Here is a 23,378-nt window from a genome sequence, read left to right as displayed (position 1 = left end):
TCTCAAGACCCACTCCCTTGTCGCATATGCCACTTCTGCCGCGTTTCAGCCTTGTCCTTGCCTGTCTCGCACTGCCGGCCTTCGTTCACGCCGCAGACTTCGACAAGAAAAACTGCACCTACAAAGGCATCCGCCTCTACGGCAAGGTCCAGATCGTGCACTCCTTTCCCGACATCAAAGTCCAGGCCACCAGCTCTTTCCCGGATCTCAAGGTCAAGGTGGTGGACTCCTTTGCAGACAGTTGCGGGGAGTGGAAGATCGTCACCTCCTTCCCCGACTTCAAGGTCCAGATGGTCAGTTCCTTCCCGGACCTGAAAGTCGACATGGGCAGCTCGTCGCCCGGCGTGCGATAGCCGCCTGGCGCTGTCCAGCCTTGCCCCATCGCAGCACCGTGACCTCCTCCACACCCGACGAATTCGAAGCCCTGCACGACCAGGCCTATGCCGACATGGAATGCGGCGCGCTGGCCGAGGCCGCCCAGGCCTTCGAGGCGCTGGCAGCCCACATGCCGGACAACCGCCACTACCACTACATGCTGGGCCTGGCGCGCAAGTACCAGCGCGATTGGCAGCCATCGCTGGACCACAACCTGCGCGCCATTGCACTGGCCGGCGAAGACGATGAAGCCAGCCTCTGGAATGGCGCCATCGCGGCCACGGCGCTGTCCGACTGGACCACGGCGCGCAGGCTGTGGAAGGCCTGCGGCATCCAGGTGCCCGGTGAGCAGGGCCCCATCGAGGGTGACTACGGCGTGGCCGTGGTGCGCCTGCACCCCTGGCAAGGCGGCGAGACCGTGTTCATGCGCCGCATCGACCCCGTGCGCGCCCAGTTGCTCAACGTGCCGTTGCCCGAAAGCGGCCATCGTTTCGGCGACATCGTGCTGCACGACGGCGCCTCCACCGGCCAGCGGTTCAACGGCCAGCGCAAAGTGCCGGTCTTCAACGAGCTGCAGCGGCTGGAGCCCTCGGCATTCCAGACCTTCGTGGTCTTCATCACCTGCGCCAATGCGCAGGACTTGCAGGAATTGCTGGGTACCGAAGCCCCGGGCATCGGCTATGCCGAGGACTGGACGGCCAGCATCCGCCACTACTGCATGCGCTGCAGCTACGGCACGCCCCACCAGCATGCCGAGGAAGCTTCGCCACGCGAGGGCGAACCGCCCTGGCAGACCGATCGCAACCTGGGCATCGCCGCAGTGGACCGCGCCGCCGTCGATGCCTTGCTCAACGCATGGCAAGCCGGTGGCGCCGGGCGCCGTATCGACGCAGTGCAGACCCGCGAACTGCCCGTGCCCGACGAGGAAGAAAGCTGGGCCTGGTGGGTAGGGCCGGAGGGGGATACCGGGGATACCGGGGATGCGGAGGACGAGGCGTAGCAGCCCCGCACAAGCGCCGCGACGGATTGACCTTGGCCGTGCGTTGAAGTGATGTGGCAAGCCGACATCGGCTTTCTGCAAGCAACGTCCGTCCACATCCTTTCAAGGAGAAACACCATGTCCCTGCGCAAAGCCTTCATGCTCGTCATTGCCACTGCTTCGTTGGCCGGCCTCGGCAGTGCCGCATCCGCCGCCACCTGGGACCAGACCCATCCGCGCCGTGCCGAGGTCAACGGCCGCCTGGCCAACCAGGACCGCCGCATCCACAACGAAGTGCGCAAGGGCGAGATCAGCCATGGCCAGGCGGCTGCGCTGCACCAGCAGGACCGCAAGATCCGCCAGGAAGAACGCCTCATGGCCAGCCAGAACGGCGGTCATGTCACGCGCAGCGAGCAGCATGTGCTGAACCAGCAGGAGAACCAGGTCAGCCGTGAGATCGGCCACTGAGCAGGCACCGAGCAGCCACCGGTCAGATCTCGCCAGATCTTGCGCACATGACACAAGGGCCGGCCGCCTTGAGGCGCCGGCCCTTTTTCATGTTGGCGTGCGGCCCGCGTTCAGGACCTCAGCAATGGCGGCAGCGACCGCGCCGGGGCACCGCCTGGTAGGGCATGGCCTTGGGGGAACAGGTTGCGCGCCAGCCGCTGCGGGTCGATGCCGAAGCACTCGCCGGCTGCCGAGGCAATCAGCGCATCGACGCTGGTGGTCGGTTTCAGATCCCGGTTCTCCAATAGCTGGCCGGGCTGCAGGCCAGGCCAGTCGGCCAGCACGCGGCCGCCCTGAACCGCGCCGCCCATCAGCATGGCGACGGCGCCTGTTCCGTGGTCGGTGCCGCCGGTGCCGTTGGCCGCGGCCGTGCGGCCGAACTCGGTGGCCACCAGCACCACGGTCTGCGACCAGGTATCGCCGAGGCCGTCATGCAGCGCCGCAATCAGTGCATCGAGGTTCTTGAGCTGGGCTGCCAGCCGGTTGTTTTGTGCACTGTGCGTGTCCCAGCCGCCGGTTTCGATCATGGCGATGCGCGGCCCGTCCTGGCGGGCAAGAAAGCCGGCTGCCAGCTTGCCCAGGCTGGCGCCATCCAGGCGCGGCCGGTTGTTGCCACCGTCCATGGCCACGCCGCGCGTGTCCATGGCGGAAGTCCAGAGAGCATGCAGCTGCGCATCTCCCTCGTAGAGCCTGGCCACGCGCAGCAGCAGGTCGTCACTGGCCTGGGGCAGGGAGGAAGGCGCGTAGGAGGCCACTTCCGCCGCCCCGCGCAGCGCCATGGGCACGGTGGGCGCGAAGGCAATGGCCTCTTCCCGGTGCGGCAACTGGGCGACCAGGCGGTTGAGCCAGCCGTCCTTGACCTGGTAGGGCGCGCTGCCTCCGGTTTCCAGCACGTTCTGACCGTCGAAATGCGAGCGGTCGCTGTAGGGCGATGCGACCGCGTGCACGAACAGCGCCTGGCCCTGGGCGTAGAGCCTGCCGGTCTCGGCCAACGAGGGATGCAGCGCGAACATGCCGTCCAGCCGCGTGGCCGCAGCCGTGTCCACGGCGATGGCGCCGCGCAGGCGGGCGTAGCCGGGGTCGGCATAGGGAATCAGGGTCTCCAGCCCGTCGGCCGCGCCGCGCTGGATGATGAACACGAAGCGGCGCTCGGTGGCAACACGCGCCAGCGCCAGGTGGGGCGCGGCCAGTGCCAGCCCGGTTCCTGCGGCCAGCAGGCCCAGGAAATGTCGGCGATTGCGCCTGGCCATCGTGGTGGCCGCGATCGCCGTGCTGGTCGCGATGTTCGTGGCGGTCGTATGGATCGTGGTCATGGTGTTCACCTGCGCAGGAAGTCGGGCGAGACCAGCAGCAGCGCGAGTGCGCCGCTGCCGCTTTCGGATCGGGCAATGGCCTCGGCCGTGCCCGCGCCCAGTGCATCGCCGGGCAGCAATCGGGGTGCCAGCGCGCGCGCATCGACGCTGTTGCCGGCCTGGGCTGCGAGCCGCTGCGCCAGCTCGACACGGCGCACCAGCGCATCGGGCGCAGCCCAGCTGGCGGCGATGTCGTCGTAGCCGGCCGGCGAGCCGGGGCGCCACACCGGCTGGCCGAGCTGGTTGAACAGGCCGGCGGCCTGAGCACCCTTCAACTCGCGCCGGCCCAGTGCGCGCATGGAAGAGACGGCCCATTCCCAGGGTGTCTTGAACTTCGTGGCTGGCGCGGCCCAGGGTTCTGGCGAATCGATCAGCGCGCGGTAGACGGCTGGCAGGTCCCCGCCGCTGCGCTGGTAGGCGGCCGCAAGGCGCTGCACCAGCGCGGGCGGCGGATCGTCGGCGACGAAGTGCCGTGCCAGCTTGGTCGCGACATGGAGCGCGGTAGCGGGGGAGGCCGCCAGGTCGCGCAGGATGGCCAGCGCCTGCTCCTGCCCGCCTGCGGCATAGCTGCGGCCCAGCAGGCGGCGCGGTCCGGGCTCGTGCAATGCCGGGCGGTACTGGAAGCCGGCGCCGGCGGCCGGGCTGCCTGCGTCATTGCCCAGGCTCCAGCCAGTGAGCGCGCGGGCGAACTCGGTCACGTCCTGCTGGGTGTAGCCGCTGCGCACGCCCAGGGTGTGCAGCTCCATGATTTCCCGCGCCAGGTTTTCGTTCAGGCCGCGTGTCTTGTCCGGGTTGCGCCGGGCGGCGCGCTGTGCAGCGGGGCTGGCGGGTCCCACCGACTGGGCCTGGTCCAGATAGACGAGCATGGCCGGGTGGCGCACGGCGGCAAGCAACAGGTCCTCGAATCGGCCCAGCACGTGCGGGCGTATGGCCTCGGCCTCGTAGGCGCCGGCCAGGTCGAGCACCACGGGCTTTTCCACCGAGACCGCGAAGTGGTTCGACCAGAAATGCACCAGGCGTTCCACAAACGGCGCGGGTGTGTCGATGGCGCTGGCCAGGCGCGCGTTCACTGCGTCCAGGTAGCCGTTGCGTGCGCCACGGCGCAGCTGCTGGCGGGCGGCGGCGCGCTGGTCTTCAGGCAGGCTGCGCAGCTCGCGCTGCCGGGACTGGTAGTCGGACAGCAGCGCGTCCGTTTCCGTGTGACCGGCCCAGGCAGGGGGCTGTGGCTGGTAGCGCGCGAACTGGTCCAGCAGCCAGCGCTGCGGGTCGGCAGGCAGTGCTTCGTCAGGGCGGGCACCCAGCCCGAATCGGTTCAGGGCGATGGCGGCAGAATTCATGGCTTCACCTCGAAAAATCGCGGGCGGGGCGGGGCGGGCGTGGCAGGCGTGTCCTGTGCTCCTCAGCGCCTGGCCGGGGATGCGGGCACATGGAAGGGGCCTTGCTGCGCTGCCAGCCCCTGCACCAGTGTCTGTCGCTCGGCCGGCGTGAGCTGGGCCGCGAAGTCGACCACGTGCGCTTCCACGCGCTCGCGCACCGCCGTGTCGGCGGCCCGGGTGCGTGCCAATGCAGCCTCGACGGCAGCGCGATCGAACTGCGGCGCAGCCAGCAGGCGAACCACCTCGGCGCGGCCTTCGCGGCTGCCTTGGGTCAGCGCAGCAGCCTCGCGCCGCACTTCACGCAGTCCTGTACGGAAAGCCTGGCGCCGCTCGGGCGGCAGGCCGTCTGCGGCAAAGCGCAGTCCGCGCGCAGTGGCCGGGGGGCTGCCCGCCGGTGCTCCGGTGGGCGTTCCTGTCTGCGTGGATGCGGCTACCGACCTGGCCTCGGCCTGGTGTGCCCACCAGCGCCAGGTGCCACCGGCAATGCCGCCCACCAGAAACAGATTCAGCAGGGCAGAGGCCCACAGCCAGCGGCGCAGGTGCGTCGTGCGGGGGGCGTCGCCGATGGGGGATTCGTTCATCGTCATTCCTCGCTTCCTTCCACCAAGGCGCCACCCGTGTCGAAGGCGGTGCCGGGCCACCAGCCGCCTTCGGACTGTGCCGGCCGGGCCGTGGGCAAGGCCGTGCCTATCAGCAAGGCCACGGCCAGGGCGCCTGCGGCCACACCGGCCAGGCCCGCACCGGCGATGCTGGCGCCGGACCACCAGCCATGCCAGGGCTTGCGGCCGCTGGCGCGCACCGGCCGTGCGGGCGCAGTACCACGGGGCTGCGGCCATGCATGCGGCAATGGTTGGCCTGGTGCAGTCGCCATGCCTGGGCGAGCTTGCAAACCGGCCAGCACTGCGCTTGCCAGCGCTGCGCTGGGGGGCGCGACGGCATGGCTGTCCAGCAGCGTGTCGAGTTCATTTGCACGGGCGAGCAAGGCCCGGGCCGCAGGCGCAAAGGCCGGCTGTTCCATCAGCGCGCGTGCCGCAGCCTGCTCCTGTGCCGGCCAGTGCCGCAGGTCGGCGCCCCAGGCGTCGGCCAATTGTTCAAAGCGTTCTGGCGTCATGGCGGTGATCCTCCAGGGTCTGCGGGTGCGGGTGCAGCGATTGTGCTCGTGCTTGCGTCCTGCAGGCGGGCGCGCAAGCTGCGCCGCGCACGGGCCAGCAGGCTTTCCAGGGCATCCACGGAGACGCCCATGAGTGCTGCCGCCTCGGCCTGGGGCAGCGCCTGGTAGTAGTGCAGCACCAGCGCCTCGCGCTGGCGCGGCGGCAGTGCATCCAGGGCTGCGGCGACCCGGGCGCTGTGCTGCGCGTGGTCCAGCTGCTGCTCCGGTGTGGGCCCGGGGTCGGCGAAGGCGGCGGCTTCGGCGTGCTCGTCCAGCGCTTCTTCGCGCCGCACCGCGCGCCGGCGGAGCCGGTCGCGGCACAGGTTGAGCACCACCTCATGCAGCCAGGTGTCGAAGCGGGCCTGGCCCGGCCGCCAGTGGCCAACCTGCTGCCAGGCGCGCACCAGGCCTTCCTGCGCCACCTCTTCAGCCTCTGCCCGGTTGCCCAGCAGGCGCTGGGCCAGACCCAGCATGCGTGGCAGCTTGCGCTCCACCAGTTCGCGGGCGGCCTGCGGCTCACCGCGGGCCAGTCTCGCCAGCAGGTCGGCATCCGGGTCATCGATTTCAGCCAAAGGGCATCGGTGTAGTGGCGGGGTCAGCCAGTGTCGCGCGGCTCAACGCCAGCCGCGATGCCAGCCGTAGACCGGATGGTGCCAGCCCCAGCCGTAGCGCGGGTGGTATTGCCACACGAAGCCGACGCTGGGCATCGGATAGGCAGGCGCCACATAGGCGACGCCCGGCGGCACCACATAGGGGCCGGGCGCCACGGGGGCAACAGGCGCTACCACGCAGCCGGCCAGCGCGGCCAGGCTGCCGGCGGCAAGCGCCAGCGCAAGCGGACGGACGGCGCGGCGAACAGTCAAACGCAATGAGGACATGAAAGACTCCTGCATCGGCCACATCAGGCGGCCTTATTGCGTTCAACGCGCGGGCAGCACGGATCCGTCGCGGAGGAGCGAAAAAATGTCGCGGAGAAAAGCGGGGGTGCCGTCGGAGGCGGGAGAGATCGGGCCCGCGCGGAAGGCGGTCCGTGGGATATCAGTGGCCGATGTGTATCCGGGACTGATGGACTTTGCTCCAGGAAATCTGGAGCGGGTGAAGGGAATCGAACCCTCATCATGAGCTTGGGAAGCTCAGGTCCTGCCATTAAACGACGCCCGCTTTAGATAAGTCATTGTCAAAGCACGAATTTCTTCGCTAAGTGCTTGTTTTTCTTCGAAATCTCGCGCCGTTTTTGCCGCAAAACTTCAACTTAGCATCCAACGAAATCTATCTACACTTAGGACTTTGGCGTAGGTTTTGGCGTAGGTTTTTGCTCCCTACGCCTTTGGCAATCAAACCTACGCCATGACTCTGGGGGGATTCTAGTGCTATTCGATTCACGGTCCGCAAAGCAGCTTCAGCCAGGCTCGCATCTGCTAGTCCAGGGGTGTGATGGATTGCGATTGGTCGCGTCCCAATCGCGCAAGACCTGGACCTATCGCTACAAGGATTCTGCTGGCCTCATGAAGCAGGTCAGGCTCGGCCATTGGCCGGAGATGTCGCTGGCTGAAGCCGTTTCGGCTTGGGGAGAAAAGCGCGATGGCCGCAGTGCTGGAGTTGATCCAGTTGCAGCGCGTCGCCAGGCAACCACGGCCAAGAATGGCCCAGCAGTGGCTACGACCGTGCGTGCGCTGCTGGAGGGCTTCCGAGATCACCTGGCGGGGCTGCGCCAAGCCGAGGGCGCGGCCCGGGCGTGGAGCGCTTTGGAGCGAATGCTGGGTGAGGAGCCGGAGCTTGCGAGGACAGCGCCGCGCGACGTGACCCGCGCCCAAGCCTACGACGTGCTGGACAAGCGTCGAGACCTTCCTGCGGCTGCCAAGAAGCTACGGGCGCTGCTGGGGCAGGCGTGGGACTGGGGGCTCGATGCTGGGAAAATCGATGGCGCGGCGCCGAATTGGTGGCGCAGCCTTTTGAAGGGCCAACTGCGCTCAAAAGGGAAAATCGTCGGGGGGGAGCATGTGGGGTTTCGGCGCCGGGTGCTGTCCCAGGCGGAACTGCGCAAGCTCCTGCCGTGGGCCCGGGCCAATATGTCGCAAAGCGCGCTGGATGGGCTGCTGCTGTACCTCTACACCGGCATGCGGGGTGTCGAGATTTTTGCCTTGCGCACTGAGTACGTGTCGGAGGAGGAGGATGGCTGGTGGATCACGTTCCCCGCACACCTGCTCAAGATGGAACGGGATGCAGACACTGTGGACCACCGCGTTCCGCTGTTCGGTGAGGCGCTGGAGATCGTGCAGCGCCGCGTGTCCGGGGCCTGGGAAGGATGGCTGTTCTTCACGGGCCGGGGTGGGAAGTTCCGGCCGTACCACCGCAACACGTTCTCCAGCTACGTCTATTCGTTGATGCCGGAGTCTGCCAAGGCCAAGCGGCGAGCGGGTGACGGGCTGATCTGCCCTGTGGTGGATTGGTCGCCCCACGCACTGCGGCGCACGGCGCGCACGCTGCTCAGCGCCATTGATTGCCCGGAGGATGTGGGCGAGGCCATCATCGGCCACAAACCCGGGGTCATGGTGGCCAGCTACAACCTCCACACCTTCGATGCCCAGAAGCAGGTTTGGGTGAAGAGGCTGTACCAGACCGTGCGCAAGCTTGAGGGCCTGCCTGCTTAGCCATACGGTGGTGAGGCGGACTTGCCGGGCTTCCCCGCCCGGCCGTAGCCGCTGTCTGGCGCCGGCAGACACTCCGATGGCGGCCGCGACATGACCCAGGCCTCGACCTCGGCCACGATGAAGCCCACGCGGCGCGCGCTGAGCTGCCGGGGCCTGGGAAAGTCGCCGGTCTGTACCAGCTTTTGTATCTGCGACTCGGACAGATCCACCGCCCGCGCTGCCTCCTGAAGGCTGATCGATATAGGGCGCATCGTCACGATGGCCAGTGCATCGCCACCGCTGGCAGCTTCGATTTTTTCTTTCTTGGTCATGGCGTGTTTCTCCAGTGCCTGCAGATGTAGCCAGGCGAGAAAAGGCCCGCGGGTGCGGGCCAGGTGGGTGGGATCAGGCGGCCCGGCGTAGCTGCCAGGCCGTGGACTCGGGTGAGTTGAGGGAGACGATCTGCTGCATGGGCACGGGGCTCACGGAGTTGCCGACCATGCGCACCTGGGCGGTCTTCGTCAGGGCCTTCCCGCTGGCAGTACGGTCAATTACATAGTTCTCAGGAAAGTCCTGAGCGTTGTAGAGCTCACGCGGCACCAGCATGCGCAGCGTGATATCCACGATCACCCAGGGCTCGCCCTTGAGCCATACGGTCACGAGCGCCAGGCGGTCGCGCGTGGTGATGGTGGTCATCGGGTCGCGCAGGTCCGCCCACTGGCCGCCGCTGGCGTGGTAGCGCATCAGGAAGGCGGCGCAGCGCAGGGCGCCGGCCTCCTGCTCGGGCGACAGGTGGTACTGGATCAAGGCATGGTGCTCGGCCCCGGCCGTGACCGTGGGCACAGGCTCGCGCATGTCGCGGCCCACGCTGTTCCTGCGCAGCGTGCACAGGTGCGCGGCTATCAGCTGCTGCTGGCTGCCGCTGGTGGTCACGGTCGATACCGGGTCACGCAGGTCGCGGGCTGGCGTGCTGTTGAACCCGCCGTTGGCCTGGACCATGAACGCGGATGCCAGGCTCTGCCCGCCACCGCTGGCCGTCACCGTGCCCAGCGGTCCCCGGATGTCGTTAGCGCCGTGGCTCCAGCGCTTGCCACCGTCCTTGCCCTCGCCGTGCCCGGCTTGCACCAGGTATGCCGAGCTGATGGCGTGCTTGATGCCGCCGGCCACGGCCGTGCCCAGGGGCTGGGACAGGTCGAGCACGCGAGGGGCCTGGCCCTTGGCTTCGCCGTAGCCCATCTGGATCAGGGTGGGGGACACCAGGGCACGGCAGCCGCCTTTCTCCGTGGCGATGGTGCTCATGGGCCGGTCGAGCATTTCGATTTTCCCGCCATGGGCCATATTCACGATGAACGGCTGGGGGCTGTTCAGCACGAACTTGTCCAGGCCATGCGCGATTCGCCGCATGGTGGCCGGCGCCAGTTCCTTCTTGCGCCCGAAGATGCTTTGCCCGGGGATGCTCCAGTCGATGCACTCGGCTGCTTGGCGGAATGGCTTCTGGCCCGGCTTCGGGTTTTTCCAGTGCGTCTGCGCTGGCCAGACGATGGGCAGGCCGTCGCGGCGGGCGATCAGGTAGAGCCGTGTGCGGGTGCTGCGTGAGCCCAGGGTGGCGTTGCAGATCACCCGCCATTCGACCTTGTAGCCCAGGTCGCGCAGCGCCTGGATGAAGTGGCGCCAGTTGCGGCCCTTGCGCTTCGGGTCCGGCACCAGGAACTGATTGCGACGCGGCACCACCTCGCCGGGTTCGGCTACGCGGAAGGTGGCTTTCCCCGTGGCGGGGTCCGTGATGCGGTCCAGAGTGATGGCGCGGCCGGTGGCTGGATCGCGCTTCGCAATCAGCGGGGACCACTGCACCATCTGCTCGACGTTCTCCAGCGTGATGACATCGGGCTGGGTCTTGCCGGCCCAGCGGATGACGATCCACGCGAGCGACCGGATTTCCCCGTTGCGGGGCTGGCCGCCAAGGGCCTGGCTGTGATGCGTGCAGTCGGGCGATGCGTGGAGGAGGCCCACCACCTCGCCGCGTGTCACGGCCAGGGGATCCACTTCGCGGATGTCGGAACGGTAGTGCCTGGTCTGCGGGTGGTTGACCTCGTGCATGCCGATGGCATCGGCGTCGTGGTTGATGGCGACATCGACGGGCCGGCCGATGGCCTGCTCAATGCCGGTCGATGCGCCGCCGCCACCGGCAAACAGGTCGATCACCAGCTTGGCAGCGAGGGGCAGGAGAAATTGAGGGGTGAGCATGCGGCTCCTTGAAATTTGGGCCAAAAAAAAGCCGCTCGCGGCAGGGCCGGGCGGCTTCGGGATTGCCTCCGTGGTCGGAGGCTTATGGTGAAATTAGGGCTCTACAAAAAAGGAGCAGAGATGGACCGGTGCGACCCTGATGCCGAATACAAAATGGATCTCCGGCAGGTATCGTTTAACTTCTGGGTAGAAGATGGGCGTTACAGCGACACCATCTCTGGGGATGCACTCGACAAGCTGGCAGGCGGGGATGCTGGTCTTCGTGCCGGCTGCCTTGATTCCTATAAAAAGAATTGGGAGCAGATCCACGGTATCGCTTCGTTGAAGTTAGCAGCAGGACTGGCTCCCCAGATTTCGTTGCTTGACGTGTAAGGACAGGTGTCCCATGCGCGCTGTGTGGTCCTGAGTTTCAAAGCACGAATAGAAAGGGATCCTGGGGCAAATGTTTCGCGGTTAAAGAAATGTGAGGTTATGTTTCTTGGATGTTGGCTAGGAATGCTGATTGCTCAGAGAGATGGCAGGCTTGAATTTCCGAGCCTGAAGTCAAAGCTCATGAAAGGAACCAGCAATGGCACAGCATGAAGACCACGGCCGACAAGGTCAGAACCGTCAACAGCAGCAGGACTCTGGCGACGCAAACGGCCGACGCGATCAGTTTGACGAAAGCCGTCGCTCCTACGCAGGACGCGGGCAGGACCAGTGGCGCGATGAGGGCCAGTGGGAAGGAAATCGCAGCGGCTACTCAGGTAGTCAGCAAGGCGGTGGATACCCCGAAAGGGGCTACCCTGGCGGTCAGCAGTCCGCCTATCAGGGGTACCAAGGCGAGCAGCAAGGTGGCTACGGCGGCGGATACGGGCCAGCGCCTGGTCGTCGGGAGTTCGGATACGGCGGCGGCAGCGGATACGGCGACCAAGGCTATGGTCGTTCTCGACAAGATCAGGGCTACTCGCGCCATTCGCAGCAAGGCGGATGGGGCGGCCATGAACGCAGTGATTTTGGCCGAGATACTCAAGGCTGGGATGGTGGAGCGGGCGGAAACAATTACGGCAATTCTGACCAGCAATATGTACGTCAGAGCCGGACAAGTGAACCGTTCGACCCTGACTATCATCAGTGGCGTCAGGAACAAGTGGATGCCTTGGATGAGGATTACCGCAACTGGCGAAATGATCGCTACAAAAAGTTCTCTGACGAGTTCAACAAGTGGCGCACAGAGCGCGACGCTCAACGCGGCAGCGACAAGAGCGGTGGTTCCGGTTCAGCCTCTGGTCAACAAGGAACAACTGGCAAGGAACATAAGTAATCCTTCGCTTGATGTACTGATTCCGTAGTTCGCCGGCCCCCAGGATTAAATGCCTGGGGGCCGGTGGTGATTCAGCCAAGCTTTTTTGGAGATCTCATCATGGACCTTCGGATACGCGAACCTGAGCTACAGGCTATGCATGTCTGGCACGCGAGCATGGTGGTGCTTGCAAAACCCGGAGAAGCAATTGGAGTGCCCATATTTGAGGCACCTGCGGTTGCTCCTCCAGTTTCATCACCTGTCGGGATCGAATTTCCCTATCACCTGTTGGTTATCGAAGTCGATAATCCTGAGGACAGCGCTACTCAAGATCGCATTCGCTGTAGGTTGAGCGAGTTTGACGTTTAAGCGCCTGCTTTTTCCGGGATAAGAAATTCCGCGCGGTCTTTGTCCTTGATCCAGTTCGGCGGCTTGCCCCGGCCGGTCCACGTGGCGCCAGTGGCGGGGTCGCGGTACTTCGGGGCGCCCACGCTGCCCTTGGGCTTCTTGCCCTGGGCCGGGAAGACATCGGCGGCAGTCAGGCCGTGCTCTGCGATCAGCGCGCGGGCTGCGGCGATGCCCTCGGCTTTGCGCTCGGCCTGGGCGGTGGCGATTTGGGCTTCGAGTTCGGCCTTGCGGGCCAGCAGGGTCTTGTATTCGGACATCGGGTTTCCTTTCTTGGATGGGTGATCAGTGGCCGCAGGGCAGGGCATCGCCGCGGTGATGGTCTTCGGGCAGTTCGGCGCCACAGCCGAAGCAGTGCGTGGGCTTCTGCTCATCCCACCAGATGGCGCGGGCACGTTCGGCGGCGCGGCGCGCGGCTGGCAGATCGCGCTCGGCGCGCGTGGGCAGGTGTTCGGTGTCTTGGTTCATGCTGTCGAGGCAGTGGCCACCGGGCGCTGCATCCAGATGCTGGCGAGCACATCGGTGGCGCGCGGGCGGGAGGGGTTGCGGATGCGATAGCGGCGGTACTTGTCACACACGCAGGCGTTGCACTGGTCGGCCAGGCCGTCGGGGCTTTTGACCAGGGCGCGGAAGAAGCCCACGTCGGCGGGCCAGAGTTCGCCGCAGGTGGTGCAGGCCTTTTCGGAGGAGGTGGCCATGTCAGAACGGCACATCGCCTGGCTTCAGATCTGGAGGGGCACAGGCCGGGCCTGTTGTGGTCAGCGAGGCCGGCAGTGCATGCCCGAGGCCAGTGCGACCCTCACCGCCCAGGGCCTCGATCAGGTCGGGGATGAGTTTGGATAGCTCGCCCGTCGTGATAGCCACATCGGCATCGAAACCACCATCGCCATCCTTGGACTCCGTCACGACATCGAGCATCGCAACCTTGCGCAGCTGCAGCCCTTGGGTCAGCAGGAAACTCACACGGTTATCCCAGGTCATTGCAACGCGAGTGGGAAGCTTCCCCTGCTCGATGTGCTGCTGCACTTCTGCGATGTCCAGTGGGTGGCGCCCGTAGCGCACCACGGCCTTGGATTCGTCGGCGGCCTTGAGCTCGCATTCGCGGTCAATCGAAAAACCGGCCGGGCTCTCATGCGTGGTCAGCCAGTGCGCCATGGCGGCCTGGGCGCTGGTCTGCGTATCGACCAGGGCCAGCGCAAAGCCCGTCAGGCCCTCCACCAGCGAACTGACCACCTCGTCGGCGCGCGCCTGGCTGCCGGTGTCCAGCACCAGGGTGCGGGCCTGGGGGTCCAGCCAGACCCACATGGCGCCCTGCTTGGTGAAGGCCATGGGCAGCAGGTCCAGCTTGGCCTCGTCCTTGAGTTCCTTCTTTTCCTTCTTGCCGGGCTTGCGGCCTTCGGTGGCCTCGATGTGGGCAGCCTTTTCGTTGACGCGGCGGTTGAGCACGCTGGCCGGCAGCATCTTGGCCTCGGTCATGAAGCGCATCACCCACTGATTGGCCACAGACTCGGCCAGCGGGCCATGGGGCTCGCCGCGCGGCGGCACCCAGCCGGCGCTGCGCTCCTGCGTGGCGCCGCACTCGGCAAACGGTGACTTGGCCAGCGCGGCTTCGACAGCCTGCAGGTCAGGAGTCCAGGAATCGGCGATTCGGTAAATGATCAGGTTTGTGAGCATGGTGTTTCAGGCCAGGGATTTGGGATGCTTGGGCAGGCAGCCCAGGCGGTTGGCTTCTGCATCGGTCCAGGCCGCGTGGTCCCGCAGCAGGGTGTGGGCCTGGGTGGCCAGGGCCAGGTTGGGCTGCACGCGCTTTGCCTGGGACACGAGCAGGTCCAGCAGCTTGGTATAGGCGCGGGTCTTGAGAATCCCCCAGCCGCCGAACTCGGGCGGCATGCGCTTCACCATTTGCTCGGCCTCGATCTCGATGCCCTTCACGGCTTCCTTGTGAACGAGTTTGGCCTCGTTGCGCAGCTGGGCAGCCTCGCCCGAAAGTGCTTTCGCGCGTGCCCGCAGGTTGTAGGCTTCGACGGCGCGTTTTTCGGCCTTTGCTTCAACGCGCAGAGCGGCGGCCTCGGTGGCCTTGGCCTTGGCCTTGGCCTTGGCACGCATGATCATTTCTTGCGCGTAGAGATCTGCCGGTGTTTGCGACATGGGATTCTCCAAACGATGGGTTACAGGGCGCCGCCTTCGGTGTCGTCGGCAGGCAGGTGCTGGATGGCGGGTACACGAGGCGCTGGCGCGCGCGGCGTGGGTCCGGCGAGGAACTCGTCACGCTTCAGGTAGAGCTGGTCGATCAGGGCGTCGGCCAGGCGGGGCAGGTCGCGGGCGTTCATCAGCACTGCACTGTGGTCCTTCTCGAAGGGCACGCCCAGGGCGACGAGGTTGGCGGCGCTGAGCTGGAGCACGGGCGCGAAGGCGGCGCAGATCTGCGAGAGGTTGAGCTTCTCGGGATTCGGCATGGCGATCAGTGAGCCTGTGCCTTGAGCTGGGACTCGCGCATCGCCTGGTAGCCGGCGAGCATGGGTTCGAGCTGCTGCCGCAGATCCACGCCGGGCTCCAGGCTCGTGCCAATGCTAGCCAGGGCGCAGCCCATGGCATACAGGCCGCCATAGACTGCGAACGCGTTGCCATTGCGCTGGCCGTAGGCACTCAGGATTTCGATGATGGGCTCGGCCACGTGCGTCATCAGGAGTTTGGTCATGGCAGCTCGCGAAGGCATTCCATGGCTTGCGGGCCGGTCCACACGACTGCATGACCTGGCGGGCAGGCCTGGGCGGCGCTGCGTGCGCGTTGCACGTCCGCTGCGCTGGCCGCGGGTTCCTGGGCCGCGCCGGCATCAGCGCAGGCGCTGAGCGCGATGGCCACCAGCAGGACAAGGCACAGCAGCAGCCAACTGCCGGGCGTGGGCGCCGGGCCCGGCTCGGCCACAGGGCCCGGGCGCGAGGCCTCGCGGAGGAAGCGCGCATCGGGGTCGGGATTGAAGGGCTCGGAGGGGGTCACTCGTTGCATTTGGGCTCTCCTGAAACGACAAATCCGCCAGGAGGCGGATTCGTGGGGTTGGTGGCTTGCTGCTGTCGGCGCTGGGCAGCAGCCTCGGCCAACAGGCGCTCTTCTTCTTTCCATTCGGCAAGAGAGCGCGGCTCATAGGCGGCTTGGCCGCGATCTCCGCGCAGCCGGGTGAATCTGGTTCTCATGGTGGATTCCAAAAAGTGCCCGCCCCACATTGCTGCAGGGCGGGCCAAATGCCGCACAAGGCGACCCCACGAAACAGTGACTCAGTCGTATTGCTCGCTTGCGGCGGACTTAACGTCGTGCTCATCCATGTCGATTTCCAGGGTGGTGCGACCGACGTACAGCGCGAGCAGGATGGCGTCAAACTCGCCAATCGCGTTGGGCATGCTCAGCGGCGTTACCAACTTGTCGTCCAGCTTGAGCGAATAGACTTGCCCTTCCCTGGTGAAGGCGAGTCGCATGGAGGCGGAGTGCGTTCCGCGCGTTGATTCTTCGCTGTCCAAATAAAGCCACCCGCCACCGCTGCTGAACTCGCTCATTTCAAGTTCAGCGAAGAAGGCTTCATGCGATTCTTTGATAAACCCGCGACGCGCCATCTGCAGCAATTCCGACAGCTTGATGCTCGCAGGAAGGTTTGGCATGAAGCTGCCCACGGCAGATGTGATGGCCGTCTGCACAGCTTTCGCGTTCTCGCCTTGGACAGCGCTGGAAACAGCTGCATTGAGCACCTGCTGGAACTTGGCAACGTCATCAATCCGCAGGCCGTGAGGCATGGCGTCGCTGAGCTGCTGCTTCATGGCTTCGCGGAACTTGCTGCGATAGCCGGTGGCATCGCTGATTGCATCCTTGACCGCTTCCGCGATGGCTTTGTCTACGATGGGTTGAATGCGCTCGGCGCTGACGGCCTGGGCGACGATTGCGGGCAGGTCCAATTCGATCTTGATTTCCATGGGGACTCCTGATTGCGGCCGCGCGGGCCAAAACAAAAAAGGCCCTGCAACTGGTGTAGCTGCAGGGCCAGGGAAAAAGCCGGCGCCATTGCTGGCATGCCCAGGGAGTTGATAGGGAGGGTGGAGATAGTCCCCCGGGCCCGGCTGAAAAAAAGCGGGAGCGATGGTGCAAGCGGGAGCGACATATCGCCTCGGCCGGGTCGCCTTGCACAGTTGACCGGCTCCATGACTTCATCCCGTGCTTAGCATCACGGTTAGCCCCCTTCGGGGTGTGATGGTTGATGGCCTGCCGTATTCGCCCCGGCTTTCCCTCTACAACGGTTTGGCGGACTCTCACCGCTTGCAGGCGGGCAAATGCCTGTCACGATTGGCCATCACAGATAAGGGCCGGATGCGATCCCGGCACAGAAGCGAGCGCTGTTTTTCATGGCAGCCGCCTGGCCCTCGCGGGTACGGCCTAGGAAGTCTGTCGCTCCGGTTGCTCCCATTCCCCGCGCGTCGCCCGCGCATTCCCTATCTGTGATGGCCCTGGCCGAAGCCAGGGGCTGCTGCATCTGGTAGCAGCTGCGCGGCATCAACATGCCGCACCGTTTATTTGCTCCTTGGTGTCATCTCACTGCGTTCGTCACCGGAATGCCCGGGCGGTGTTCCATCGTCGGCTCCAGATGCGCTGGCGCGCACCCTTCACAGCCTCCCGCCTACTCTCTACAGGGCATCTCGCCCGCAGTTCCTTCCCTATGCCGTGAACCGTGCTTTGACGGACTGGCAACCGCGCGGAGACGCGGCGCGCTGACCTGGCCCATGCCCAGGAGCGCCATTGCGCCGGGCGAATGCCCCTCGGGTGGGGCAAGCAACATCGGCGTGCAGTGCGAGAGCTGAGTGCAGATTGGATGAGGCGGCCATCTGAGATACTTGCCGTGGGAGCCGCTAACTCCCACTGCGCCTTAGCAAGGCGCTTACAGGTGCGGTGACTTGGGGTGGTATGGGATGGATGTCCCGCCTGCTCGGCGATAAGAGCATCGCCCCCTTTCTCCAAGCCGACGCCAGAAGCCCATTCGCGGTAAGCAACTGGCCGCGCCAGCAAGGGCGCGTAATAAGTGCAAAGCGGGTTCTTGACCCGTGGCCACGGGTCTTCACCGGAGCAATCCAAATGAAGACTTCTGTGCGTGTGAGCATCAAGATCGACGTGGCCAAGTGCCTCCAAGCCATCGTCTACATCGTTCTGCTACTGATGCTGTGACCGAGTGGGGCGGGCTGGAGCGATCCAGCCCGCTTCCCGCTGAACTTCTCACGCGCCGTCAGCGGCCGCCTCAACCAATCTGTACTCAAGCTCTCTTGTTAAAGACCGGGGCTGGCCCGGTCGATCCCGTGGTGCCCATCGCCGTTTGCTAGGCGATGCGCTAGTTTAGATTACTAAACAAGATTTGGTCAAGCAAACTAAACAGTTGGGTTTAAGTTCTGTGGAGCCGTCACAAGATGCACACGAAAAAGCCGCCCGGAAGCGGCTGTTCGGAGGGCGGTAGCTCAGGCCACCAGATGGAAGAGGAGCGGTCCAAGGATGGCCCCAATCGCGGCCCCAACCTTGCCGCCAAACTCCATGCCTTCGAGATCTGAGTCCGTTGCGCCATGCTGCCTCAGTTCTGAGCGATGGAATGCTTGCTCGAGTCGGTATCCCACAAAGGCGCCAAAAATAGCCGAGACCAACGCGCCAGGCGCTACAAATCCGCCTGAGCCGCTTGATCCATCGTGCTCCGAGCCCACATCGGTCATTCCACCGAACCCAGCAATCGCTGTGTTGGTAGCCACTGCCAGCAAGAAAGTTAAAAGCGAAAGCTTCGACATGGCGTGATGTCAGTACCGAGTCTTGATCTTTTTCCTAGGGACCTCATGAGCAGCGTAGTACATCCAGCCGATGTCGTCCTCTTCAAAATTCAGGATCTCGGGATCGTTATAGCTGCCCAACGTGATTCCGTTTCGGCGGGAAAGTAGTCTCTTCAGTAGCGTCTGACCATCCAAAAGCCGTACAAGCACGCAATCCTCAATGTCGATGGGTGTGCCTGGTTCTATCAGTGCGAAGTTTCGATTCTCGTACTTCGGGTACATGCTCTGACCGATCACTTCTGAGAGAAATGCATCAGGGTCACTGCTTCCCAGTTCCGCGTACATGTCGCTCGCCCCGATGGGGTAGGCAGCACCTTCCCAGATCCGTTCTGGCAGGCGTCCTCCAGACCCCTTGCCTATCACCCAAATTCTGCGAAGACTTGATGCCGGTATGGGCGTACCAGGAGCGGGCGCCTCTTCATCGTGTTCGACAGATGCTTTGCCATTTGCGGCCGGGGCTTCGAACTTCGCCCCCTCGCCGTTGATCAGCCATCCAGCTCGGTAGCCAGTCAACTGCTCGATGGCTTGAGCGTTGGCTGCGCGGAGGTCTTGGTTTGTGCCGCTCAACCACTGCGACACGGCTCCTTTTGACACGCCGATCTTGGCGCCGAAAGCAGTTTGAGTCAGTCCGGTGGAAGCGAACGCTTCCCGGATACGGTCCTTGAGATCCATACCGTTATTAAGCCATCTTAACTGTTTAGTTGGGTTGACCGAGCATCGTTCAGTAAACTAAACTGAGCGTTATGAAAACTGAAGATGCAGTGCGCTACGCCGGAAGCGCGGCCAGCCTGGCCGAACTGCTGGGAGTGTCTCCCAGCGCGGTTTCGCAGTGGGATGAGTTTCCGCCTTGGTCCCGGCAACTCCAGCTTGAACGCCTCACTTCAGGCGCCCTGCAGGCAGAGCCAGGGTGCGAGTCTGGGCGTCAGTGCGCCCGCGCTTCCAGCCATACCCCAGTCCCCGCTCCACAGTCCCAGGAGCCCGGCCATGCCTAAGCCCCGCCTCGTCAAGCGTTCCGGCCCGCTGCCGCATCAGCAGCGCTTGCACCGCGCACAAGACCAGCGCCGCACTGATGTTCAACGCCGGCTCTCGGCAGTGCGTGCTAGCTATGAATCGAGCGCCGCACGGGTGGCTAGAGCTTGGTCTGCATCTCCCGGATGGATGACTCGAAGCCTTCAATGCAAGCCTCCGGCACAGCCTCTGGGAGAAGCGAATTCCGAGCGGACTCCGCGAAGCTTTCGAAGTGCTCTGCGAACTGCGTTTTTTGAGCTGGTGAAAGCACTGCGTAGAGGGCGTCCATGAAGATTTTGTGCGAAATCACTTCGCCTTGCAGTAACGCAGTCCCTCTTATGACGGCGGGTAGTTCGTTCATGGCAAAGGCCCTTTCTGAGGATGGTGAGTGGAATCTCCATTCTAGGAAGGTGTCCTTTGTCGCCCGTACCCGAGCAGCGCGCGTAGCCGGCCAGACCCATTGGCATACACGCGGATCGCTGCTCGTTGTCCCCGTGCTTGCCTGCACCCAGTGCCCGCCAGTGGCGCCGAATCCCCCCATCCATCTCCAGGAGTAGTCCCGCATGCGAGACCCCCACGAAAAGCTGAGCCGGGCTGAAGCGGCTGCCGTGAAGGCGATCAAGGCGGCGCTGGCCAACCTGGATTACGGCCAGGCCGAGCGTGTGCTGACCCACGTCCAGGAAGAACTGGATGCTGCCGAGGGCTCGGCCATGTTTGCCCGTGGCATCGCTGGTCCAAACGGAAAGCTCAGTGTCTGCCTGAAGACATGGCTGGATGAAGGCACAGCCGAGCTGTTCCGTCGCATCGCTGCAGCCCGCAAGCAGGACGCCTCGGCGTGCAACCGCGACGGCATCTATCTCATCGTGCACGGCAAGACTTACACGGTGATGGTTGCTGAAAAGGCTTTGCATGACGCTGATGCTATGGACATCCGTGCGAACTTGACAGGCCCATTCGCGGCCCTCGAATTCGGAGGGCCTGCCCGATGAACGCGATCACTGCAATTTCTGCCGCCGTGCTGACCATGAGCAGCCGCGAAATCGCCGGGCTGACGGGCCGCGACCACGGCAACGTGATGCGCGACATCCGCACGATGCTGGACGACCTGCAGGCTTCAAATTTGAATCCTGTTTGCGAAACAACGACTTACGCGGGCGCCAACGGCCAGCGCTACCCGCAGTACGAACTGGACCGCGACACCTGCCTGACCCTGCTGCTTGGCTACGACGCCGTGGCGCGTATGAAGGTGGTGAAGCGCTGGCAGGAGCTGGAGGCCCAGGCCGCCCCGGCGCTGCCTGATTTCTCCAACCCTGTGGCCGCTGCGCGCGCCTGGGCCGATGCCAAGGAATCCGAGCTGCGCACGGCCGAGGCGCTGGCCCTGGCCGCGCCCAAGGCGGAGTTTGTGGATCGCTTCGTGGCGGCCGAGACCGGCGCCATGGGCTTCCGCCAGGTCTGCAAGCTGCTGCGCGCGAACGAGGAGCGCTTCCGCGCATTCCTGCTGGACAACAAGGTGATGTACCACCTGGGCGGCCGGCTGACTCCGCTGGCCCAGCACCTGGACGCGGGCCGTTTCGTGGTGAAGGCTGGCCATGCCCAGCACAGCGACCACGCTTTCACCCAGGCCAAGTTCACCAGCAAGGGTGTGACGTGGATTGCAGGCCTATGGGGCCAGCACCAGGCCCGCCTGGCGCAGGAGGGTGCGCAGCAATGAGCACAATGATCATGGCGGCCTGCTGGCCGCTGGCAATGTCCCCCGCGCAGAAGGCGGTGCTGATTTCCCTTGCTGACCAGGCCAACGATGACGGTGTGTGCTGGCCCGGCGTTGCGACGATTGCGAAGCGCACCTGCCTGTCCGAGCGCGCGGTGCAGGATGCCATCGCCTGGCTGCAGACTGTTGGCGTGGTGTTCCGTGAGTACCGCATCAACTCGAGCACCAGCTACACCATCACTCCGGCCAACTTCAACCCAGCTGCAGCGCCCGCGAAGCGCAAGCGTGGCACGGGTGCAGATGCCGCACCGGGTGCAAATGGCGCACCCCCCGCAAATGGCGCACCGGGTGCAGACGGCGCACCACCCCCCGCAAATGGCGCACCGGGTGCAGACGGCGCACCACCCCCCGCAAATGGCGCACCAGGGGGTGCAAATGGCGCACCTCAACCCCCGCAGATGGCGCACCCCAGGGGTGCAGATGGCGCACCCAAATCATCATTGAACCGTAATAGGAACCGTAAAGGAACCGCCAACGAACCATTCCCGCCGGCTGCGCCGCCGGGCGGCGTTGGTGCTGGAGGCGATCCAGACGACGGAGAGACAGCCCTGCAGTCGGCCTGCAAGCTCACATGGGCAGCGTACAGCCTGGCGTACGAGCAGCGGTATGGCGTCAAGCCGGTGCGCAACCAGGTGGTGAACGCCAACGTGAAGACGCTGGTCAAGCGCCTGGGCTTCGAGGAAGCGCCGCTGGTTGCGGCTTGGTACGTGTCCAGCGTGAACGAGGCTTTCGTGGTGAAGAACTCCCACGGCGTAGGCGTGCTGGTGAACCAGGCCGAGAGCTTCCGCACACAGTGGGCCCGTGGACAGGCGGTGACCGGCACGGCTGCGCAGGCAGCGGACAAGACGAGCGCCAACTTCGACGCCATCGAGGAGGCCAAGCGGCTGCTGCGCCAGCGCGGTGGCCGAGGGAACGGGGAGGGCGGTAATGCGTGACGACCTCGACACCGACTGGCTGCTGGAAGAGCTGGGCGCCACGATGGAACTGAGCGGCCAGCAGGTCCGACCTGCAGCCCTGCTGCTGCTGGCTGAAGACCTCGCCCACATCGACAAACCTGTGCTGCGCCTGGCCCTGGCCCGCATCCGCGCCGAGCACCGCGGCCCGATCCTGACCGGCACCGTGCTGCAGTACGTGGACCACGCCATGGGTCGCATGCTGCCGGCCGAGGCCTATGGCCTTGCCCTGACCAGCGCCGATCAGCAGGCCACCGTGGTGTGGACCGACGAGATCGCCCAGGCCTGGGCAGTGGCCGCGCCGCTGCTGGTTGCTGGCGACAAGTTCGGGGCTCGGCAGGCGTTCATCGAGGCCTACGGCCGGATCACGGGCGAGGCCCGCGCGCTGCGCCGCCGCCCTGTGGTGCAGGTCAGCCTGGGCCACGACCCCGAAGCGCGCACCCGCGCCGTGCAGGAAGCCATCACGGCAGGCCGGCTGCCGGGCGGTATGGATGGCCTGACCGACGACCTGCGCGAGCAGCTGCAGCTGCCGGCCCCGCGCGCAGCACTGGCGCTGCCGGCGCCCGAGTCCATGCCCAGCGGCCCGAAGCGCGAGGTGCTGGCCCAGCTGGCCACCCTGCGTGAAGCCTTCGCGCTCAAGGCCTCGCGCTTCACGCCCGTGCAAGTCCAGGCCCGTGCAGACCGGATGCGCCTGGGACAAGCCAAGCGCCGCAGTGCTGCCGCTGTGGCACAGCACCAGCAGGGGAGCCAGGCATGAGCGCCCTACACACCTCTGTGGCCCGGGGGTACCTGACGCTGCCCTACACCTACACGCTGGCACAGGAGCTGTCGGCCAGTGAGCGGCAGCCGCTGCACCAGCGCAAGCGCGATCCCCTGGCCGCTGCAGTCCAGGCCGCCGTGCATGCCGTGGGCTACGCCGCGCCGACAGTGCAGCACTGGCGCGACCTGGCCGACGCAGCGAACCTGTCCGAAACGCTGCTGGGCATGGGCGTCTTCACCGAGCCCGAGGCTCAGAGCCTGTTTGCCGATGCCGTTGCAGCCGTCGTGGACCTGGGCCGCAAGCACGGCCACGGCCAGGAGATGCGCCTGAACGCTGTTCAGCTGGGCCACCTGGTCGAGTTCGGCGAGGCCTACGGCCAGGTGCTGGAGGTGATCCCGGCCCGCACCTTCATCCGCGCGCACCGCGCCACCGAACGCCGCCTGCGCGAGCTGCTGGTCAACAGCCACGGCAGCGATTCCCATGAATTCATCGTCGTCTGAACACCAATGGCAGCAACACCAAATCAATCTCAGCGGGGCAGCCGTGGCGCACCTCGTCAAGCTGGCCCAGCAACCCGGGTGGTGGGAGTACGTCAAGGCCAGGGCCAGGGAGCTGGACAGGGACGAGTCCCGGCTGTTCGTGGACATCGAGCAGCAGGTGGTGCAGCAGCTGCAGGCGCTCGCCTGGCGCCCGCCGCCCCGCGCGTGACGGTCCCGGCTGGCCACCAGGGCCCAATCACGGTGCTGGGC

General features: G+C 65.4%; 34 protein-coding genes and 1 tRNA gene. 13 read left to right on the top strand and 22 right to left on the bottom strand.

Going from position 1 to position 23,378, the window contains the following annotated elements; all coding sequences use genetic code 11:
- Window positions 1–26: 26 nt before the first annotated feature.
- The 3 genes from ACUTR7_RS16265 to ACUTR7_RS16255 all read left to right on the top strand — a co-directional run bounded on the left by ACUTR7_RS16265 (window position 27) and on the right by ACUTR7_RS16255 (window position 1,822).
- Window positions 27–353 (top strand): hypothetical protein, encoded by a 327-nt coding sequence (locus tag ACUTR7_RS16265; protein ID WP_225971107.1) that lies wholly within the window; start codon window positions 27–29, stop codon window positions 351–353.
- A 38-nt stretch (window positions 354–391) separates the two neighbouring features.
- Window positions 392–1,375 carry a hypothetical protein gene (locus ACUTR7_RS16260; RefSeq protein WP_445609281.1) on the top strand — a complete coding sequence of 328 codons (984 nt, stop codon included), beginning with the start codon at window positions 392–394 and terminating at the stop codon, window positions 1,373–1,375.
- Window positions 1,376–1,492: 117 nt separating this feature from the next.
- Window positions 1,493–1,822 (top strand): hypothetical protein, encoded by a 330-nt coding sequence (locus ACUTR7_RS16255; protein WP_445609280.1) that lies wholly within the window; start codon window positions 1,493–1,495, stop codon window positions 1,820–1,822.
- A 110-nt stretch (window positions 1,823–1,932) separates the two neighbouring features.
- Here the strand turns inward: ACUTR7_RS16255 and ACUTR7_RS16250 are convergent, their stop codons facing one another.
- The 7 genes from ACUTR7_RS16250 to ACUTR7_RS16220 form a co-directional block, all read right to left on the bottom strand.
- Window positions 1,933–3,174: a DUF1501 domain-containing protein gene (locus tag ACUTR7_RS16250; protein ID WP_445609279.1), complete on the bottom strand. Its 1,242-nt coding sequence runs from the start codon at window positions 3,172–3,174 to the stop codon at window positions 1,933–1,935.
- A 5-nt stretch (window positions 3,175–3,179) separates the two neighbouring features.
- Window positions 3,180–4,550, bottom strand: a complete 1,371-nt coding sequence (locus ACUTR7_RS16245; protein ID WP_445609278.1) for a DUF1800 domain-containing protein — start codon at window positions 4,548–4,550, stop codon at window positions 3,180–3,182.
- Window positions 4,551–4,612: 62 nt separating this feature from the next.
- Complete coding sequence (locus ACUTR7_RS16240; protein WP_445609277.1) at window positions 4,613–5,170, bottom strand: periplasmic heavy metal sensor; 558 nt, start codon at window positions 5,168–5,170, stop codon at window positions 4,613–4,615.
- 2 nt (window positions 5,171–5,172) lie between these two features.
- Window positions 5,173–5,700: a hypothetical protein gene (locus ACUTR7_RS16235; protein WP_445609276.1), complete on the bottom strand. Its 528-nt coding sequence runs from the start codon at window positions 5,698–5,700 to the stop codon at window positions 5,173–5,175.
- The gene (locus ACUTR7_RS16230) at window positions 5,697–6,311 is read right to left on the bottom strand and encodes an RNA polymerase sigma factor (protein WP_445609275.1); all 615 of its coding nucleotides are present in this window, start codon (window positions 6,309–6,311) and stop codon (window positions 5,697–5,699) included. Before ACUTR7_RS16230 ends, ACUTR7_RS16235 begins: the two co-directional genes overlap by 4 nt.
- A 42-nt stretch (window positions 6,312–6,353) precedes the next feature.
- Entirely contained in the window at window positions 6,354–6,617 is a 264-nt protein-coding gene (locus ACUTR7_RS16225) for a hypothetical protein (RefSeq protein WP_071957157.1), read from the bottom strand.
- Window positions 6,618–6,826: 209 nt separating this feature from the next.
- A tRNA-Gly gene (locus ACUTR7_RS16220) sits at window positions 6,827–6,900 on the bottom strand.
- A gap of 206 nt (window positions 6,901–7,106) precedes the next feature.
- Here ACUTR7_RS16220 and ACUTR7_RS16215 point away from each other — a divergent pair.
- Window positions 7,107–8,390 (top strand): tyrosine-type recombinase/integrase, encoded by a 1,284-nt coding sequence (locus ACUTR7_RS16215; RefSeq protein WP_445609274.1) that lies wholly within the window; start codon window positions 7,107–7,109, stop codon window positions 8,388–8,390.
- On the opposite strand, the gene ACUTR7_RS16210 is transcribed toward ACUTR7_RS16215, so the two are convergent.
- Both ACUTR7_RS16210 and ACUTR7_RS16205 read right to left on the bottom strand, forming a co-directional pair.
- On the bottom strand, window positions 8,387–8,701 hold the full coding sequence (locus tag ACUTR7_RS16210) for a helix-turn-helix transcriptional regulator (RefSeq protein ID WP_445609273.1): 315 nt from the start codon (window positions 8,699–8,701) through the stop codon (window positions 8,387–8,389). The two genes, ACUTR7_RS16215 and ACUTR7_RS16210, sit on opposite strands and share 4 nt — an antisense overlap.
- 73 nt (window positions 8,702–8,774) lie before the next feature.
- Window positions 8,775–10,613 carry a DNA cytosine methyltransferase gene (locus ACUTR7_RS16205; RefSeq protein ID WP_445609272.1) on the bottom strand — a complete coding sequence of 613 codons (1,839 nt, stop codon included), beginning with the start codon at window positions 10,611–10,613 and terminating at the stop codon, window positions 8,775–8,777.
- 87 nt (window positions 10,614–10,700) lie between these two features.
- On the opposite strand from ACUTR7_RS16205, the gene ACUTR7_RS16200 reads away from it, so the two are divergent.
- Together ACUTR7_RS16200 and ACUTR7_RS16195 are read left to right on the top strand one after the other, a co-directional pair.
- The gene (locus ACUTR7_RS16200) at window positions 10,701–10,985 is read left to right on the top strand and encodes a hypothetical protein (protein ID WP_445609271.1); all 285 of its coding nucleotides are present in this window, start codon (window positions 10,701–10,703) and stop codon (window positions 10,983–10,985) included.
- A gap of 196 nt (window positions 10,986–11,181) precedes the next feature.
- On the top strand, window positions 11,182–11,916 hold the full coding sequence (locus ACUTR7_RS16195) for a hypothetical protein (protein ID WP_445609270.1): 735 nt from the start codon (window positions 11,182–11,184) through the stop codon (window positions 11,914–11,916).
- Window positions 11,917–12,260: 344 nt separating this feature from the next.
- Here ACUTR7_RS16195 and ACUTR7_RS16190 read toward each other — a convergent pair whose 3' ends face one another.
- From ACUTR7_RS16190 to ACUTR7_RS16135, 12 genes are all read right to left on the bottom strand, one after another.
- Window positions 12,261–12,560, bottom strand: a complete 300-nt coding sequence (locus ACUTR7_RS16190) for an H-NS histone family protein (RefSeq protein ID WP_445609269.1) — start codon at window positions 12,558–12,560, stop codon at window positions 12,261–12,263.
- Window positions 12,561–12,585: 25 nt separating this feature from the next.
- Window positions 12,586–12,768 carry a hypothetical protein gene (locus tag ACUTR7_RS16185; RefSeq protein ID WP_445609268.1) on the bottom strand — a complete coding sequence of 61 codons (183 nt, stop codon included), beginning with the start codon at window positions 12,766–12,768 and terminating at the stop codon, window positions 12,586–12,588.
- Window positions 12,765–12,998, bottom strand: coding sequence for a hypothetical protein (locus ACUTR7_RS16180; protein WP_445609267.1), 234 nt, complete (start codon window positions 12,996–12,998; stop codon window positions 12,765–12,767). Before ACUTR7_RS16180 ends, ACUTR7_RS16185 begins: the two co-directional genes overlap by 4 nt.
- Before the next feature lies 1 nt (window position 12,999).
- The gene (locus ACUTR7_RS16175) at window positions 13,000–13,974 is read right to left on the bottom strand and encodes a recombination-associated protein RdgC (protein ID WP_445609266.1); all 975 of its coding nucleotides are present in this window, start codon (window positions 13,972–13,974) and stop codon (window positions 13,000–13,002) included.
- Between the two features lie 6 nt (window positions 13,975–13,980).
- Complete coding sequence (locus tag ACUTR7_RS16170; protein WP_445609265.1) at window positions 13,981–14,448, bottom strand: hypothetical protein; 468 nt, start codon at window positions 14,446–14,448, stop codon at window positions 13,981–13,983.
- Window positions 14,449–14,468: 20 nt separating this feature from the next.
- On the bottom strand, window positions 14,469–14,756 hold the full coding sequence (locus ACUTR7_RS16165) for a hypothetical protein (RefSeq protein ID WP_445609264.1): 288 nt from the start codon (window positions 14,754–14,756) through the stop codon (window positions 14,469–14,471).
- Between the two features lie 5 nt (window positions 14,757–14,761).
- The gene (locus ACUTR7_RS16160) at window positions 14,762–14,998 is read right to left on the bottom strand and encodes a hypothetical protein (RefSeq protein ID WP_445609263.1); all 237 of its coding nucleotides are present in this window, start codon (window positions 14,996–14,998) and stop codon (window positions 14,762–14,764) included.
- A complete protein-coding gene (locus ACUTR7_RS16155) occupies window positions 14,995–15,306 on the bottom strand; it encodes a hypothetical protein (protein WP_445609262.1) in 312 nt (103 codons plus the stop codon). Before ACUTR7_RS16155 ends, ACUTR7_RS16160 begins: the two co-directional genes overlap by 4 nt.
- A complete protein-coding gene (locus ACUTR7_RS16150; RefSeq protein ID WP_126312990.1) occupies window positions 15,294–15,491 on the bottom strand; it encodes a hypothetical protein in 198 nt (65 codons plus the stop codon). The genes ACUTR7_RS16155 and ACUTR7_RS16150 overlap by 13 nt, the downstream gene beginning before the upstream one ends.
- A gap of 81 nt (window positions 15,492–15,572) precedes the next feature.
- Window positions 15,573–16,259, bottom strand: a complete 687-nt coding sequence (locus tag ACUTR7_RS16145) for a hypothetical protein (protein WP_445609261.1) — start codon at window positions 16,257–16,259, stop codon at window positions 15,573–15,575.
- A 1,524-nt stretch (window positions 16,260–17,783) separates the two neighbouring features.
- Window positions 17,784–18,101 carry a hypothetical protein gene (locus ACUTR7_RS16140; RefSeq protein ID WP_445609260.1) on the bottom strand — a complete coding sequence of 106 codons (318 nt, stop codon included), beginning with the start codon at window positions 18,099–18,101 and terminating at the stop codon, window positions 17,784–17,786.
- Between the two features lie 9 nt (window positions 18,102–18,110).
- On the bottom strand, window positions 18,111–18,812 hold the full coding sequence (locus tag ACUTR7_RS16135) for a S24 family peptidase (RefSeq protein WP_445609259.1): 702 nt from the start codon (window positions 18,810–18,812) through the stop codon (window positions 18,111–18,113).
- A gap of 71 nt (window positions 18,813–18,883) precedes the next feature.
- Here ACUTR7_RS16135 and ACUTR7_RS16130 point away from each other — a divergent pair, with 71 nt between their 5' ends.
- Window positions 18,884–19,132: a Cro/CI family transcriptional regulator gene (locus ACUTR7_RS16130; protein ID WP_445609258.1), complete on the top strand. Its 249-nt coding sequence runs from the start codon at window positions 18,884–18,886 to the stop codon at window positions 19,130–19,132.
- A gap of 137 nt (window positions 19,133–19,269) precedes the next feature.
- On the opposite strand, the gene ACUTR7_RS16125 is transcribed toward ACUTR7_RS16130, so the two are convergent.
- A complete protein-coding gene (locus ACUTR7_RS16125) occupies window positions 19,270–19,509 on the bottom strand; it encodes a hypothetical protein (RefSeq protein WP_445609257.1) in 240 nt (79 codons plus the stop codon).
- A 202-nt stretch (window positions 19,510–19,711) separates the two neighbouring features.
- Between ACUTR7_RS16125 and ACUTR7_RS16120 the strand changes: the two genes are divergently transcribed.
- Genes ACUTR7_RS16120 through ACUTR7_RS16095 form a run of 6 tightly spaced genes read left to right on the top strand, consistent with a single transcriptional unit; the run spans window position 19,712 to window position 23,337 of the window.
- Window positions 19,712–20,137, top strand: a complete 426-nt coding sequence (locus ACUTR7_RS16120) for a hypothetical protein (RefSeq protein ID WP_445609256.1) — start codon at window positions 19,712–19,714, stop codon at window positions 20,135–20,137.
- Window positions 20,134–20,859 carry a phage antirepressor KilAC domain-containing protein gene (locus ACUTR7_RS16115; RefSeq protein ID WP_445609255.1) on the top strand — a complete coding sequence of 242 codons (726 nt, stop codon included), beginning with the start codon at window positions 20,134–20,136 and terminating at the stop codon, window positions 20,857–20,859. Before ACUTR7_RS16120 ends, ACUTR7_RS16115 begins: the two co-directional genes overlap by 4 nt.
- Window positions 20,856–21,851 (top strand): helix-turn-helix domain-containing protein, encoded by a 996-nt coding sequence (locus tag ACUTR7_RS16110; protein ID WP_445609254.1) that lies wholly within the window; start codon window positions 20,856–20,858, stop codon window positions 21,849–21,851. Before ACUTR7_RS16115 ends, ACUTR7_RS16110 begins: the two co-directional genes overlap by 4 nt.
- On the top strand, window positions 21,844–22,626 hold the full coding sequence (locus ACUTR7_RS16105) for a hypothetical protein (protein ID WP_445609253.1): 783 nt from the start codon (window positions 21,844–21,846) through the stop codon (window positions 22,624–22,626). The genes ACUTR7_RS16110 and ACUTR7_RS16105 overlap by 8 nt, the downstream gene beginning before the upstream one ends.
- Window positions 22,623–23,129 carry a hypothetical protein gene (locus ACUTR7_RS16100; protein ID WP_445609252.1) on the top strand — a complete coding sequence of 169 codons (507 nt, stop codon included), beginning with the start codon at window positions 22,623–22,625 and terminating at the stop codon, window positions 23,127–23,129. The genes ACUTR7_RS16105 and ACUTR7_RS16100 overlap by 4 nt, the downstream gene beginning before the upstream one ends.
- A complete protein-coding gene (locus ACUTR7_RS16095; protein ID WP_349613384.1) occupies window positions 23,110–23,337 on the top strand; it encodes a hypothetical protein in 228 nt (75 codons plus the stop codon). Before ACUTR7_RS16100 ends, ACUTR7_RS16095 begins: the two co-directional genes overlap by 20 nt.
- The last annotated feature ends 41 nt before the right edge of the window (window positions 23,338–23,378 follow it).

The sequence above is a fragment of the Delftia sp. NA_296.1 genome, assembly GCF_052692095.1.
Note: the sequence above shows the minus strand (reverse complement) of the source record. Positions and strands in the feature narration are given on the sequence as shown.